Source organism: Streptomyces avidinii (assembly GCF_045161815.1).
GTDB lineage: Bacteria > Actinomycetota > Actinomycetes > Streptomycetales > Streptomycetaceae > Streptomyces > Streptomyces avidinii.
Genome location: NZ_CP108863.1, coordinates 5535377 through 5550120, shown reverse-complemented (window position 1 = coordinate 5550120; position 14744 = coordinate 5535377). Strand labels below are relative to the sequence as shown.

Annotated in this window: 13 protein-coding genes, 1 tRNA gene and 1 pseudogene; 12 read left to right on the top strand and 3 right to left on the bottom strand. The window is 73.0% G+C overall.

Features of this window, described 5'->3' with window-relative positions; all coding sequences use genetic code 11:
- Positions 1-85: 85 nt before the first annotated feature.
- From OG373_RS24910 to OG373_RS24900, 3 genes are read left to right on the top strand one after another with little or no spacing between them, the layout of a single operon-like run.
- The gene (locus OG373_RS24910) at positions 86-1303 is read left to right on the top strand and encodes a hypothetical protein (protein ID WP_405440424.1); all 1218 of its coding nucleotides are present in this window, start codon (positions 86-88) and stop codon (positions 1301-1303) included.
- A complete protein-coding gene (locus OG373_RS24905; protein ID WP_405440422.1) occupies positions 1291-2874 on the top strand; it encodes a hypothetical protein in 1584 nt (527 codons plus the stop codon). Before OG373_RS24910 ends, OG373_RS24905 begins: the two co-directional genes overlap by 13 nt.
- Positions 2871-4211: an AAA domain-containing protein gene (locus OG373_RS24900; RefSeq protein ID WP_405440420.1), complete on the top strand. Its 1341-nt coding sequence runs from the start codon at positions 2871-2873 to the stop codon at positions 4209-4211. Before OG373_RS24905 ends, OG373_RS24900 begins: the two co-directional genes overlap by 4 nt.
- Before the next feature lie 54 nt (positions 4212-4265).
- On the opposite strand, the gene OG373_RS24895 is transcribed toward OG373_RS24900, so the two are convergent.
- Complete coding sequence (locus OG373_RS24895) at positions 4266-4748, bottom strand: MarR family winged helix-turn-helix transcriptional regulator (RefSeq protein WP_405440418.1); 483 nt, start codon at positions 4746-4748, stop codon at positions 4266-4268.
- A 112-nt stretch (positions 4749-4860) separates the two neighbouring features.
- Here OG373_RS24895 and OG373_RS24890 point away from each other — a divergent pair, with 112 nt between their 5' ends.
- Positions 4861-5430, top strand: a complete 570-nt coding sequence (locus OG373_RS24890; protein WP_405440417.1) for an NADPH-dependent FMN reductase — start codon at positions 4861-4863, stop codon at positions 5428-5430.
- 64 nt (positions 5431-5494) lie between these two features.
- Here the strand turns inward: OG373_RS24890 and OG373_RS24885 are convergent, their stop codons facing one another.
- Entirely contained in the window at positions 5495-6091 is a 597-nt protein-coding gene (locus OG373_RS24885; RefSeq protein WP_405440415.1) for a TetR/AcrR family transcriptional regulator, read from the bottom strand.
- A gap of 118 nt (positions 6092-6209) precedes the next feature.
- Here OG373_RS24885 and OG373_RS24880 point away from each other — a divergent pair, with 118 nt between their 5' ends.
- From OG373_RS24880 to OG373_RS24855, 6 genes and pseudogenes are all read left to right on the top strand, one after another.
- Positions 6210-7013: an SDR family NAD(P)-dependent oxidoreductase gene (locus OG373_RS24880; protein ID WP_405440414.1), complete on the top strand. Its 804-nt coding sequence runs from the start codon at positions 6210-6212 to the stop codon at positions 7011-7013.
- Positions 7014-7206: 193 nt separating this feature from the next.
- The gene (locus OG373_RS24875; protein ID WP_405440412.1) at positions 7207-7554 is read left to right on the top strand and encodes a hypothetical protein; all 348 of its coding nucleotides are present in this window, start codon (positions 7207-7209) and stop codon (positions 7552-7554) included.
- Between the two features lie 84 nt (positions 7555-7638).
- The gene (locus OG373_RS24870; protein ID WP_189973467.1) at positions 7639-8268 is read left to right on the top strand and encodes an RNA polymerase sigma factor; all 630 of its coding nucleotides are present in this window, start codon (positions 7639-7641) and stop codon (positions 8266-8268) included.
- A complete protein-coding gene (locus tag OG373_RS24865) occupies positions 8265-9377 on the top strand; it encodes a CU044_5270 family protein (RefSeq protein WP_405440410.1) in 1113 nt (370 codons plus the stop codon). Before OG373_RS24870 ends, OG373_RS24865 begins: the two co-directional genes overlap by 4 nt.
- 172 nt (positions 9378-9549) lie before the next feature.
- A pseudogene (locus OG373_RS24860) lies at positions 9550-10141 on the top strand (bifunctional DNA primase/polymerase).
- Positions 10132-10205 (top strand) — tRNA-Lys (locus OG373_RS24855). The pseudogene OG373_RS24860 and the gene OG373_RS24855 overlap by 10 nt, the downstream one beginning before the upstream one ends.
- Before the next feature lie 41 nt (positions 10206-10246).
- Here OG373_RS24855 and OG373_RS24850 read toward each other — a convergent pair.
- Positions 10247-11482: a M6 family metalloprotease domain-containing protein gene (locus OG373_RS24850; RefSeq protein ID WP_405440408.1), complete on the bottom strand. Its 1236-nt coding sequence runs from the start codon at positions 11480-11482 to the stop codon at positions 10247-10249.
- A 346-nt stretch (positions 11483-11828) separates the two neighbouring features.
- On the opposite strand from OG373_RS24850, the gene OG373_RS24845 reads away from it, so the two are divergent.
- Both OG373_RS24845 and OG373_RS24840 read left to right on the top strand, forming a co-directional pair.
- Positions 11829-13700, top strand: coding sequence for a putative bifunctional diguanylate cyclase/phosphodiesterase (locus OG373_RS24845; RefSeq protein WP_397731113.1), 1872 nt, complete (start codon positions 11829-11831; stop codon positions 13698-13700).
- Between the two features lie 130 nt (positions 13701-13830).
- Positions 13831-14562, top strand: a complete 732-nt coding sequence (locus tag OG373_RS24840; protein ID WP_405440406.1) for an ALF repeat-containing protein — start codon at positions 13831-13833, stop codon at positions 14560-14562.
- Positions 14563-14744 lie beyond the last annotated feature (182 nt).

Below are 14744 nucleotides of genomic sequence, written 5' to 3'. Positions count from 1 at the left end.
TGAATTCTCCCGGTTCGTTCGAGGTCCGTACATCATCCATCACCCGCCCCCGCAGCCGGTTTCCGCACTAAGTCCACGATTGTCAGTGGCGGATGGGACACTTCCGCGGGTGAGCTCCTACCCGCCCGCCAGCCCCGCGCAGCCGACGACACTGCGGCAGCGGCTCGCCGGTCTGCGTGGCCCCGCCGTGCCGCCCCGCCCGCTCGACGCCCGGGCGCTCGCGGCCCTCGCCGCGAATCCCGGGTGCGGCAGACGCGCCCTGCTCGACGGTGCCGGCGTGGACAAGACGGCCCTCGCCACGGCGCTCGGCTCCCCCGCCTCCTTCGGGCAGTCGCAGTTCGCCATAGTCCGCGGGAACTCCTTCGAGGCCAAGGTCAAGGGCGACGGCGGAGCCGAGCTGCTGCGGCTGGTCCACGCACACCTCGCGCCCGCCGCCGAGCCGCCCGGGTCCCCCGGGGCCGGCGCCCGCGTCCCCGACCTCACCGCCGCCGGGCCCGAGGGCCGGGCCGCCCGGACCGCGCTCGCGCTGCGCGAGGCGACCGCCGCCGGCCGGGACAGCGGGGCCTGGACGCTGCTGGACCATCCGATGCTCGCCCTGGACGTGGCCGGTTCCCCCGCCTACCTGGAGCCGGACGCCGTCGTCGTCCACCCCGACGGCCGCTGGACCGTCGTGGAGATCAAATCGTTCCCGATGATCGACGGCGCCGCCGACGCCGCGAAGGTGGGCGCCGCCGCCCGCCAGGCCGCCGTCTATGTCCTGGCCCTGGAGAGGACCGCCGAGAAGCTGACCGGCGCCGAGGTGTCGCACACCGTGCTGCTGGTCTGTCCGAAGGACTTCTCGAACCTGCCCACCGCCTCCGCCGTCGACATCCGCCGCGAGCGTTCCGTGACCCGCCGCCAGCTGGACCGGCTGACCCGCGTCGAGGAGCTGGCCGCCGATCTGCCCGAGGGCCTCAGCTTCGATCCGGCGACCCGGACCACCGAGGAGCTCGCCCTGGCGGTGTCCGCGGTGGACGCCGCCTACGCGCCCGAGTGCCTGGCCGCCTGCGAGCTGGCCTTCCACTGCCGCGACCGGGCCCGCGCCGCCGATCACGTCACGGCGCTGGGCCGGTCCGTGCGGGGTGAGCTGGGCGCCCTGACCACGGTCGAGGCCGCCCTCGCGGCGGCCGCCGGAGCCGGCTGCGCCGAGGATCCGACCGCCGCCGCGCTGCACCGCGCCGCCCGGCTGCGCGCCGAGGCCCTGGATGCGGCCGCCGCCCGCCCGCCGCACCACGTCCCGGAGACCCCCGCATGTCCCTGCTGAACACCCTGGCCCGGCTGGAGGCCGTACGCGCGGGCCGCGCCCAGCCCCTCGCGACCGTGCGGCACCGCCACCTGAGCGAGCGCCCGATGGTCTTCGTGCCGCTGACCACTGCCGGTGAGGCGGGCGCCCCGCTCGGCGCCATGGTCGGCACCGACCGGCACGCGCCGCAGGTCTTCGTGATCCCCCAGCCGCGCGACCGCGACCGGCGCTGGGCCTTCCTCGCGGACCTGGCGGTCCAGGTGCTGGGCCACATAGACGCGTACGCGGACATCGTGGAGCCGGCCGAGCGCAGCGAGACCGACCCGGAGACGGGCAAGCGGGTCAAGGTCGAGACCGAGCTGTGCGTGGACGCGCCGCAGCTGATCGTGCCGAGCCGGGCGGGCATCGAGTACGTACGGCTGCTCGGGCGCTCGATGCGGTTCCGCCGTACCGCCGAGGAGGACCCGGACAATCCGTATCCGGCTCCCTCGCAGGTGCCGATGCTCGGGCGCTGGTTCACCCACCTCGCCGAGCGGTCCCGGGTGCCCGGCTCCTCGATGCTGCTGTCGGCCACCGATCTGTTGTCCCGGCACTGGGCCACCGGCCAGAGCAATCTGGAGGACCAGCACCTGGGCGCCCTGCTGGGCTGGATCGACCCGCCGGAGGGCCACTGCGGCGCGGAGGCCGCCCACCGGGCCGAGCTGGGCCGCGACAAGGACGGCCAGTTGCTGTGCCCGCCCGCCGGTCCGGCGACCGACCCGGCCTTCGACAACAAGCTGCTGGCTCCGGCGATCGCCCGCTACGACGCCGCGCGCGCGGCCCTGGCGGCCGGTCCCGGGGACGACGACCGCCATGTCCGGTCGGCCGAGCAGGAGGTGTACCGGCTGGTCGCCTCCCAGCTGTCGAGCACCTGGTGGAACACCTGGGAGGCGATCGACCTGCTGCGCGCCCTGCCGCCGGGCGAGCGCGCGGAGGAGCGCTGGACGCGCGACCGCTGGTCGTACACCGGCCATCGGGACCGCGTACGGGCGGGCGAGCCGCCGCAGCCGCGGCGCGACGACGCGGTGACGGCGGCCCAGAAGCTGGCCACGCGGGAGACGGAGCAGGTGCGGCTCGACGCCCAGGAGGCGCTGGACGACCCGCTGGTGATGGCGGGCCGTCGGCTCGCGGGCGAGGCCTTCGCCGGTGAGGTCGCCGAGGTGGTGATGGAATGGACTGAGTCGAAGCGGCCGAGCCCGCGCCCGCTGGTGACCGTGGTGACGGAGGACCGGCCGCAGCTCGCGGACGAGGGCGGCGGGAAGGTGTTCCGCTCGCTGGACGGGCGCCCGCAGAGCGCGCAGTTCGTCCGCTTCGAGGAGGACGGGCGGCTGGTGCTCCGGCTCCTCGACAAGATGGGCCGCGGCCGCGACCCGGAGCCGGGGTCCGTCCCGGAGAAGGGTGACCGGGTCTGCTGGACGCTCTTCGAGCACGACGCGCGCGGTGGCCCGAAGCTCCCGGAGCCCGAGCAGACCCCGTGGACCCACGGCGGCCCGCCCGGGAGCGCGGGTGCCCTCCCCCTGCCCGATTCCGTGACCGACGAGGACCTGCTGTGACCACGACCGCTCCATTCGATCCGGGCGCGGCGGCTGCCCGGGCGACCGCCGCGATCCTGGCCGACACCCTGCACGGGACGGAGCGGGGGGTGGTCGTCGATTCCCCGCCCGGTGCCGGCAAGTCCACGCTCGTGGTCCGGGCGGCCCGGGAGCTGGCCGCGGCGGGGCGCCGGCTGATGGTGGTCGCGCAGACCAACGCGCAGGTCGACGACCTGGTGCTGCGCCTCGCCGACAAGGACCCCGGACTGAAGGTGGGCCGGCTGCACAGCAGCGAGGGGGACGCCTACGACCCGGCGCTGCGCGAGTTGCCCTCGGTCACCCTGTCGGCGAAGCCGAAGGACCTGGCGGAGCTGCCGATCACCATCTCCACGGCGGCGAAGTGGGCGTTCGTCAAGGACGTGGAGCCCTGGCAGCACGCCATCGTCGACGAGGCGTACCAGATGCGCTCGGACGCGCTGCTGGCCGTGGCCGGGCTGTTCGAGCGGGCGCTGTTCGTGGGCGACCCGGGGCAGCTGGACCCGTTCAGTGTGGTCGGCGCGGAGCAGTGGGCGGGCCTGTCCTACGATCCCTCCGCGTCGGCGGTGAGCACCCTGCTCGCGCACAACCCGCAGCTGCCGCAGCACCGGTTGCCGGTGTCCTGGCGGCTCCCGGCGTCGGCCGCGCCGCTGGTCTCCCGCGCCTTCTACCCGTACACGCAGTTCCGCAGCGGTACGGGCCCGGGCGAGCGGCGGCTGTCGTACGGGGTCCCGTCGGACGGCTCGGGCCCGGACCGGGTCCTGGACGAGGCGGCCGAGGCGGGCTGGGGCCTGCTGGAGCTGCCCGCCCGGCACACTCCGCGCACCGATCCGGAGGCGGTCCGGGCGGTGGCCCTGGTGGTCCGCCGGGCGCTGGACCGCGGGGCGGTGACCTCCGACGAGCAGTCCCCGGCCCCGGCTCCGCTGACGGCGGACCGGATCGCGGTCGGCACGGCGCACCGGGACCAGGCGGCCGCGGTCCGCGCGGCGCTGGCCTCGCTCGGGGTCACGGGGGTCACCGTGGACACCGCGAACCGGCTCCAGGGCCGCGAGTACGACCTCACGGTGGTCCTGCACCCGCTGTCGGGGCGCCCGGACGCGACGGCGTTCCATCTGGAGACGGGCCGGTTGTGCGTCCTGGCCTCCCGGCACCGGCACGCGTGTGTGGTGGTGGCCCGGGCGGGGATAGCGGAGCTGCTGGACGACCACCCGTCGACGGAGCCGGTCCAGCTGGGCGTGACGGTGAAGTTCCCGGACGGCTGGGAGGCGAACCACTCGGTCCTGGCGCATCTGGCCGAGCACCGGGTGTCCTGGCGGCCCTGAACCGGCCGGGGCGTCACCGTGGCGCTGGTGCCCGGTGCCTGCGGCGGGACCGGTTCATGTCTTGCGCCGGGCGCCGAGGCGTTCGCGGACCACCTCGCCGACCTCGGCCAGGGTGCGCAGCTGGTCCGGTGTCAGGGCGTCGAGCAGGTGGCGGCGTACGGACTCCACGTGCAGCGGGGCGGCTTCCGTGATCATGGTGACGCCGGACTCGGTGAGGACCACCTCGGCTCCCCGCCCGTCGGAGGCCACTTCCTCGCGGCGGACGACGCCCCGCTGTTCCATCCGGGTGAGCTGGTGGGACAGCCGGCTGCGCGACCAGCGCATCAGCTCGGCCAGTGCGCTGATGCGCATGCGGTGGCCGTCGGTGGACCCGAGCACCGACAGGACGTCGTAGTCGGCCTCGGAGAGTCCGCTGTCCTGGTTGAGGTCGCGCGCGATCTCGGCGTTGACCAGCGGGAACATCCGCCGCCACGCGTACCAGGCGTCCTGTTCGGACTCGGTGAGCCAGCGGGGCCCGGGCTCCGGTGCGGGGGTCATGTCCGCCACTCTAACCAGGTCGGTGACACATCACTTATCTGATTGACACGTCACCCAGATTCCCGCTTCTATAGATGACACATCAACAACCACATCGACCGGAAGCACTCACATGACCCGCCTGCACGTCATCTCCGCCGCCACCCGCCCCACCTCCGCCGGCCGCCCGCTCGCCCACTGGGTCACCGAGCAGGCCCGCGAGCGGGGCGACTTCGAGGTCACCCCCGTCGACCTCGCCGAGATCGCCCTGCCGTTCCTGGACGAGCCCGAATACGCCTCCACCGGCAACTACGCGCATCAGCACACCCGCGACTGGAGCGCCCTGGTCGACTCGGCCGACGCCTTCCTCTTCGTCCTGCCGATGTACAACGGCGGCTTCACGGCCCCGTTCAAGAACGCGATCGACTTCCTCTACAACGAGTGGAAGGGCAAGCCGGTCGGCATCGTCAGCTACAGCGCCGGCCCCACCGGCGGCGCCCCGGCCGCCCAGATGCTGCTCCCCGTCCTCACCCGGCTCGGCATGCTGCCCGCCGAGCGCTCGGTCGCCGTCCCCGGCATCCCCAAGCTGCTCGGGCCCGAGGGCTTCCTGGCCCCGGAGACGCTCGCGGGCGAACTCGCCGGGGTCCTGGACGACGTGGCCGAACTGGCGGCGCAGCGCGCCGCGGAGGCCGTCACGGTCTGATCTCCGCGCCGCTGCGCGTCGAGGGCGTCCACGGGGAACTCCGCGGGCGCCCCCCGCCGTTCACTCAGCCCCGTACGGCGGTCAGCGCCTCGTCGTAGAGGGCCGCCAGGTCGGTGCGGCCGCCGCTGCGGACCCAGACTTCGGTGGCGGCGTCCACGCAGGCGAAGACGGTCGCGACGACCGCTGCGGCGCGCACCTCGGAGACCGGCCCCTCCCCCGCGGCCATGCGGGCCGTGACGGCGGGCAGGACCATTTCCTGCCAGCGCAGCCGCTTCTGCGTGTAGCGGGCGCGCAGCGACGGGGTGTCGAAGATCAGCGTCGTGATCTCCAGCAGCTGCTCGGGGCTGCCGTGAGCATCCATGAGTGCCTCGAAGCCGGCGCGCAGGGCCTCCCACGGGGTGGCGGCGGCGGGCTGGGCCTCCACCGCCGCGCGGAGCAGTTCGCCGTGCTCCTCCTGCTCACCGCAGACGATGTCCTCCTTGGTGCCGAAGTACCGGAACAGCGACCGCTGGGAGATGCCCGCCTCCTTGGCGATCTGCGCGATCGTCGTGGCCTCGTAGCCCCGCTCGGCGAAGAGCCGCATGGCCGTCTCGAAGATGCTCGCAACCACGGCCTGCCGGGAGCGGTCCCACAGGCTCGGCTGCGTTGCGGTGGTCCCCATCCGGCCAGCATATAGGCGGACCGCCTGTCTGGCCTATACTGCCCGATTGGCAGTGACTGCCAGACGGGCATACAGTGATGCTCGATGCTGTCCGTCATCCCATGAGCGAGGAGCCACTGTGAACGCGGTCGACTACCGAGGCAGGACCACTCTCATCACCGGCGCCAGCTCCGGCCTGGGCGCCGAGTTCGCCCGCCGGATCGCCGCCCGGGGTTCCGACCTCGTGCTCGTCGCCCGCCGCGAGGACCGCCTGAAGGAGCTCGCCGGACAGCTGTCCGCGGCCCACGGCGTCGCGGTGGAGACGATCACCATGGACCTGGCCGTCGACGGGTCGGGCGAACTGCTGGCCGCCGAGGTCGACCGGCGCGGCATCAAGGTCTCCGGCGTCATCAACAACGCCGGCTTCGGCACCTACGGCCGCTTCCACGAGGAGGACCCGCAGCGCCTGCGCCAGGAAGTGGGCCTCGACGTGATGGCCGTCGTCGACATCAGCCGCGCCTTCATCGGGCGGCTGCGCGCCCACGGCGAGGGCGTGCTGGTGAACGTCGCCAGCATGGCCGCCTACCAGCCCGTCCCGAACATGGCCGTGTACGCCGCCACCAAGGCGTTCGTGCTCAGCTTCACCGAGGCCCTCTGGCAGGAGAACCGGGGCACCGGGCTGCGCGTCCTGGCCCTGTCGCCCGGCGCGACGAAGACGGAGTTCTTCGACGTGGTCGGCACGGAGGACGCCGCCGGCGGCACCCGGATGCAGACCTCCGAGGAGGTCGTACGCACCGCGCTGAAGGCGCTCGACCGGAAGAACCCGCCGCCGAGCGTGATCTCCGGAGGCATGAACCGGGCCATGGCCTTCGCCGGCCGGTTCGCGAGCCGCCGCACGGTCGTGCGAATGGTCGACCGGATGTCCGCCCCCAGGACCGCCTGACGGGGATTCCGCGGGCGCGGAGACCGGCGCCGGCCGCTCACCAGCTCGACTCCCTCACCACGGAAACCGTCGACCTGCTCCTGCGTCCCGTCGGCCGTACAGGTGTTCCAGCCCGTCGCGCAGGGGTCTTGCGCGGCGTTGGACAATGGACGGTGGCCCGGAATCACTTCGCACGCGCAGCAGGAGGACACGCATGGCAGAGCCCGAGCGGACCGAGCGGCGGCTGCGGCCGGCGCCTCTGCTCTTCGAGCCCTCGGAGGCCGTGGCGGACCCGGAGCACTTCTTCGACCTGGAGTCGATCGAGGACCCGCGCGAACTGCTGGCCCGTGCGACCGAGCTGACGCTGGCCTTCCGGGCCGCGCAGGAGCGGGCGGTGGAGTTCCAGGCCCTGGCGGCCGCCCAGCTGGCGGACCCCCGGCGGTTCGACCGGCTGACGCCGGCGCTCATCGCCGAGCAGGCGGAGTGGACCGAGGACTACGCCCGCAAGATGATCGAGTTCGGCGAAACCCTCCAGCGCGGCACCGGCACCGACCTCGTATGAGGGGTCGTTCCACGGCGGGGACGTGACGCAGGTCACGGGAACCCCCTCGTGGGTGCCGGACAGCCGACAGGAGTGACAACAGAGATGCGAACCCGGGTGCGGTCCGGGGATCCGGACGCCTATGCGGAGCTGTTCGACAGCTACGCCCGCACCGTCTACAACCATGCCTTCCGGATGACCGGGGACTGGGCCTCCGCCGAGGACGTCATGTCGGCGGTCTTCCTGGAGGCATGGCGACTGCGCGGCACGGTCGACGCCGAGGGCGGGTCACTGCGGCCCTGGCTCCTGGGCATCGCCACCAACCTCGCCCGCAACCACTGCCGCAGCAACCGGCGCTACCGGGCCGCCGCTGCCGCCGCCACGGCGGCGGCCGGCGCCGCATCCGCGCCCGACCACGCCGACGAGGTGGCCGGCCGGCTGGACGACCGGCAGCAGATCGCGGCCACGCTGGCGCAGTTGAGCGCGCTGCGCGGACCCGAGCGCGAGGTGCTCCTGCTGTGCCTGTGCGAGGGCCTGGAGTACGCCGAGGCAGCCCGGGTCCTCGGCATCCCGGTCGGGACCGTGCGCTCCCGGCTGTCCCGGGCCCGTACGAAGCTGCGCAAACTCGCCGACGCGGAACTGAAGAAGAACAAACGGGAACTCGCGGCTCGCCCCCGACAGACATATGGCGACCGCGCGAAAGCGGTCCGGTCCGCACAGGAAGGAACCCGATGAACGCCGACCTTTCCCGCCCCCACCCGGCCGGCCAGGAGGAGAACTCTCCCCTTCTGCCGTTCGCCGAACGGGAACTGCCCGCGGGCCGCCACCAGTTCCACAAGGAGCGACTGATGGCCCAGATCCACGAAGACCTCCGCGCCGCCGACGCCGGCACCACCGCGACCCCGGCCCGCGCCCGCACCACCACCTCGCGCAACCCGTTCCTGCGCCGCTCGTTCCTCGTGCCCGCCGCCGGCTTCGCCCTGGCCGGCGCGCTCGCCGTCGGCTTCTTCTCCTACGTGGACCGGGGCGCCGCGGACGGACCCGGCTCCACGATCGCCACGGGCCCGGCACTGACCACCCGGATCGGCGCCGCCGACCCCAAGGGGGCCCCGCAGCTCCTGGACCGCATCTCCCTGGCCTCCGCCTCCATCGCCGGCCCGGCGGTGCGCGCGGACCAGTTCATCTACATCGGCAGCAAGACGGCCAACACCTACGTGAAGACCGTCGGCAACAAGAGCACCCTGGTCAGCGAGCAACTGCACATGCGCCACCAGTGGAACTCCGCGGACGGCACGATGGGCTGGCTGATCGAGCCCGGCAACACCGGACCGGAGGGCGTGACCCTGGCCGGGCCCGACGAAAACGGCAATGCTCCGACGCCGCACCTCAACGCGCCCACCCACAACTACCTCGCGGGGCTGCCCACCGACCCCGACGCGCTGCTCCGGCGGATCTACGAGGAGACCAAGGGCAAGGGCAACAGCCCCGACCAGGAGGCCTTCACCACGATCGGCGACCTGCTGCGCGGCAGCTATCCGCCGGCCGAGCTCACGACCGCGCTCTACCGGGCGGCGGCGAAGATCCCCGGCGTGGTGATGGTCGACGACGCGGTCGACGCCGCGGGCCGCAGCGGCATCGCGGTCGCCCGGCTCGACGAGCACTCCGGCCAGCGCGAGGAGTGGATCTTCGACCGTCAGACCCTTGCGTTCCTCGGCGAGCGCAGCGTCCAGGTGCAGGGCGAGTCCGGCGAACAGGGCCTGATCAAGCCCGGCACGGTCGTGTTCACCAGTGCCGTCACGACGCGGACGATCGTCGACCGGATCAAGGAGATCCCGGCCGGTTGATCCGAACCGCTCGGGCCCGCGACGGGCGTGCGGGTGATCGTCGGGCCCGCACGCCACCCGCACCGCCGAGCGCGGCGGACCGGCGGGCGCAAGATACTCCAGTGCCACCCGCCGCGTCCCGGTTTTCGGTGACTCGGGGCATTCATATCGCTACGGCGGGTACACCTGGCATATGACGACGCTGACGACGGCTCCCGCGCTCACCGCTCCCGCCACCCACGTCACCCCGCAGGGCGCCGCCTGGCTCGCCTCCGCAGCCGCCCACCCCCGGCGCACCCTCGCGGTGTGGCAGGCGCGGCCCGGACTGCCCGCCACGCTGCCCTGCGGGGACCCCTTCGACGTCGTCAACGTCCCGCTCGTCCTCGGGCGCCGCGTCCTGGACCTGCTCCGGGCCGAGGGGCCCGGCTCCGGGCCGGTCGCCGTGCACCGCGGCCGGATGCTGCTCTTCGCCGCCCCCGGTACCGCGCACCGGCTGCCCGCCCTGCTGGCGTGGGAGGAGTGGGGCGGTTCCCGTACCGCCCCGGTGCCGCTGTGCCACGGCCGCGGGGACGCCGTCACCGTGCCGCCGCTGGCCGCCACGCCCGGCCCCGCCCGGTGGCTCGTGGCGCCCGACATGCGGGAGCCGTGGCTCCCCGGGCCCGAGGCCCTGCTCTGGGCCTTCGTACGGGCGGCCCGCACCCCGGCACCGACCGGACCTGGGGATATCGATTTTTCGTTCCGCGGATCCTCCTGCTAATGTCTTCCTCGTCAGCAAGCGCCGCTAGCTCAGTTGGTTAGAGCAGCTGACTCTTAATCAGCGGGTCCGGGGTTCGAGTCCCTGGCGGCGCACAGACGGAAGAAGGCCCCCACGCGAGTGGGGGCCTTCTTCGTCATGTCGTGATCTTCACCGTGTACGCGCCGGACCGGGTGCGGTCCGCCACCTCGATGGTGATCCGCTCCCCCGGCACGGTGTACGTCTCGCCCACCTCCAGCGGCGCGTCCGCCAGCGGCGGGTACACCGAGCGGTCCCAGCACGCCTCCGTGGACGGGTGCGCGTCCAGCACCTCGATGGGGCCGCCGCCCGACGCCGCCTCGTTGCGCACCCGGTAGACCAGGACGCCCTCCGTGCAGGTGTCGCCGTCGTTGCCGGCGGAGCCCCGCGCCTCGACGGCGATCGCGCTGCCGGGGCCCGTACGGATCACCGCGAGTCTGGTCCCGCCGATCCCGCCGCTCGGCGGGGCCTCGGCCAGCGGCTGGAGGGTGTGCAGCGAGGAGCCCGACTGCACGCAGTCCACCTGGGACGCGTCCAGCCAGCCCAGCTTCCACTTGTGCCAGGCGAAGAGGTCCGGGGCCATGCCGAACTGGCTGCCCATGACGTCCCAGTCCCCGACGTACGTGTCCCAGTCGCCCTTGCCGTCCGTGGGCCGGTGGTAGAGGTCGGGCAGGTCGAAGACGTGCCCGGTCTCATGGGCCAGGACGTTCCGGTCCGGCGGGTGGCGCTCGAAGACGGTCACGATCCGGCGCAGTTCCGTGCCGTCCGCGACGATCGGGTGCTCGAAGTTGACGACCTTCGTGGCGTCGGAGTCCACGCCGGGCGCGTCCGGGTCGGCCACGAAGTACACGACGTCGTACTTGCGGAAGTCCACCTGCGCGTCGGCGGTCGCGACCGCGTCCCGCAGGTAGGCCGCCCGGTCCGCGGCGGCCCAGTCTCGCTTTATGCCGTACGCCGTGGACGGCTTGGGCATCTGGATCCACTGCTTCTGCGGGTGCGGGGCCAGCCGGAACCGCCCGTACGAGGCCTGCTCGAAGAAGTTGCTGGTGGCGGGGAAGTAGTCGCCGACGATCTCCTCGGTCGTCAGGGCGCTGCGGTGGTCGGGGAAGGAGAGGAAGACCATGACCGCGTCGAGCGTGCGCTCGGGCTTGGGGTAGGCGCCGTTCCAGGTGTCCAGGCCGAGGGAGTGGTGCGCCGTGGTGCGGGTCAGTGCGCAGGGTCCGGCTCCGGAGTCGGCCACTGCGGGTCCGGCGACGAGCGACATGGCGGCGAGCGCCGTCAGGGAGGTGAGCGCCGCGGCGGTACTTCGGATGCGGGAGGGTTCCACTCCCCCGGGTGTCTGCTGTCGCGCCACATCGACCTCCGGTGGTGGATTCGTGCCTGTTCATCCACCTTGAGGCGATTGTCTTACTAATGCCCTGTTCCGCTGCCCCACACGAGTGAGCAATGCGGCAAGCCGGTGACCCCCGGACTTCACGCCCCTGCCTACAGAACGTCACGACCGATCACCTGAGATCAGCAGGGGCATCCGCATGCTCAGAGCCGCGCAGAAACGATCACCCGATCTTCGGGCGGCGATCCGTCATCACACCGAACTGACCCGTCCCAACCGGTGGCGCCGCTGGATAGAGCCTCCCGGCAGCCTCTATGATCGGCACACTTTCCTGCGCGGACACTCACGAACACTGCGGGAGCCAACGGTGAGCGGAACCTCAGAAGGAACCGGTTCGGCGGCCGACAGCATCCGATCGGCCATTACGGAGCGTCACCCGGCAGTGCCGGCAGTGCCGTCGGCATCGGCCACCCGGGCCGCCCCGGCGTCGCCGCACCGCGCCGAATCCGACCTGCGCGACTACCGGGCCGCCTTCAACGCGGCCCACCTCGCCATGGCCGTCGTGGACCGCGAGGGCTACGTCGTCGCCGCCAACCAGGCCTTCGCCGGGCTCCTCGGCAGCGAGCCCCACGCCCTCGTCCACCGGTGCGCCGCCGACCTGGTGGACCTGGCCGCGGAGGCCCGCACCTGGGCCGCGTACCAGGAGGTGCTCCGCGGGCGGCAGGCCCGGCTGCGCTGCACCCGCCGCCTCAAGCACCCCGACGGGCACTCGCTCTGGACCGAGGTCACCCTCGGACCCGTCCCCGGCACCGGGAACGTCCTGCTGTCGGTGGCCGACATCAGCGACCGCCGCGACCTCCAGGCCCGCCTGCGCCACCTCCAGATGCACGACCCGGTCACGCGCCTGCCGAACCGCGCCCTGTTCTTCGAACGGCTCTCCGCCGCCCTGGAGGCCGCCTCGTACGAACACGGCGGCGGCACCGGCCGGATCGGGCTGTGCTACCTGGACCTCGACGGGTTCAAGGCCGTCAACGACACCCTCGGCCACCGGGTCGGCGACCGGCTGCTCACCGCCGTCGCCGCCCGACTCACCCAGTGCGCCGACCAGTCCGGCTACGGGCGCACCGGCGGGCACCTGGTCGCGCGGCTCGGCGGCGACGAGTTCGCCCTGCTGGTCGAGGACTCCACCGGCACCGAACAGCTCGCGGACCTGGCGCGGAGCGTCCTCGCCGCCGTACAGGAACCTTTCGATCTGGCCGGACAGCGGCTGTCCGTCTCCGCCTCGATCGGGGTCGTGGAGCGGGCCGCGGCCGGCACCTCGGCGACCGGTCTGATGCAGGCCGCCGACACGACCCTGTACTGGGCCAAGGCGGACGGCAAGGCCCGCTGGACGCTCTTCGACCCGGAGCGCAACGCTCACCGGATGACCCGCCAGGCGCTCTCCTCGACGCTCCGGCCGGCCGTGGAGCGGGACGAGTTCGAGCTGGAGTACCAGCCGCTGGTGGACCTGGAGAGCGGCGCGGTGCGCGGCGTCGAGGCCCTGGTGCGCTGGAACCACCCGCAATTCGGCACGCTCACGCCGAATCGGTTCATCGGGATCGCGGAAGAGGACGGCTCCATCGTCCAGTTGGGGCAGTGGGTCCTGCGGACCGCCTGCCGGCAGGCCCGCCGCTGGCAGATCGAACAACCCAGCGACGCCCCGGTCTTCGTGTCCGTCAATGTCGCCGTCCGGCAGGTCTGGGACTCCGACCTCGTGGGCGACGTCGCGGAGATCCTGGCCGAGACGGGCCTCGCTCCGCAGCTCCTGCAGCTGGAACTGACCGAGTCGGCGGTGATGGGCTCCGCCGGGCGCCCCTTGCAGGCCCTTCAGGCGCTCAGCGACATGGGCGTGCGGATCGCGATCGACGACTTCGGCACCGGCTACTCGAACCTCGCCTACCTCAGCAGGCTCCCTGTATCAGTTCTGAAACTGGACGGCTCCTTCGTCCGGGGATTCCGCTACGAGGAGGGCACCCACCCGAACCCGGCCGACGAGACCATCGTCGAGGCCCTGGTCCAGCTCGCGCACCGGCTGGGCCTGACGGTCACCGCCGAGTGCGTGGAGACCGCGGGACAGGCCGCACGGCTGCGGCGCGTGGGCTGCGACACCGGCCAGGGCTGGCTCTACTCGCGGGCCGTGGCCCCGGAGCGGATCGCCGAGATGATCGGCACCCGGCCGGGTGCCGACCACCCCCGCTAGCCCGTTCCGCTTCGCGGTTCCGAGGGCTTCTAGGGTCCCTTTCATCGCTGGACAGGCCAAAACCCCCCTGTGACGATCTTCAAACGCAGGAAGTCCGACCGGCTTCCGTGATGTTGTGGGGGAAACCAGCATGAAGCTCACCCGTTCCGCGCTCGCCCTGACCGTCGGCGCCTTGGCCCCGGCCCTGCTGCTCGCCACCCCGGCCCTGGCGGCCGGCCCGGCCGCCGCAGCGCCCGCCAAGGCGGCGGCGGTGACGGCCGGGGAGTCGCCGTACGACACCATGTCGGACGCCGACCTGCGCGTCGAGGTCGCCCGCATCCTGGCCACCAACCCGGGCAAGGGGGTCACCCGGGCGGCCAACAAGGCTCTCGACGGCACCACCGAGGACGTACGCACCTTCCTGAAGACGGGCCTGGCCAAGGCGCAGGACGACGACAACAAGGTCGCGATCCTGCGGATCCTCAACACCAAGCCCGGCAAGGGCGTGACCCGCGAGGCCGGCAAGGCCCTCGACGGCACTCCGGCCGACCGCGTCGCCTTCCTGGCCACCGGCCTCGCCAAGGCCCAGGACGAGGACAACCGGGTCGCCATCGCCAAGATCCTGTTCGCCAACCCGGCCACCGGGAAGGCCGTCAAGCGCGAGGCCGACAAGGCCCTCGACGGCACCGCCGCCGACCGGGTCGCCTTCCTGAAGACCGGCCTGCGACTGGCCCAGGCCGAGGACGACCGCGTCGACGTCGCCCGTATCCTCGCCCGCCCGGGCATCAGCGACGCCCTGCGCGCCGAGGCGGGCAGGCTCCTGGACGGCGGCACCCCGGAGGAGCTCCGGTACTTCATCACGGTCGGCCAGTACCAGCTCTGACACGAGGAGGCCGGGCCGCCCGCTCCTCGACGGACGCGGGCGCCGTGTCCCGGCTGCGCGCTGATCCGGATCGTCCTTGCGGCTCCGGCCCGAGTCGGGGACTCTCGTCCCCGCCGTCCCGCCCACGAACACGGAGGCGGCGCTCGCCGGGGGCGGCCGACTGCACCCGGGGGCTGGGAGAT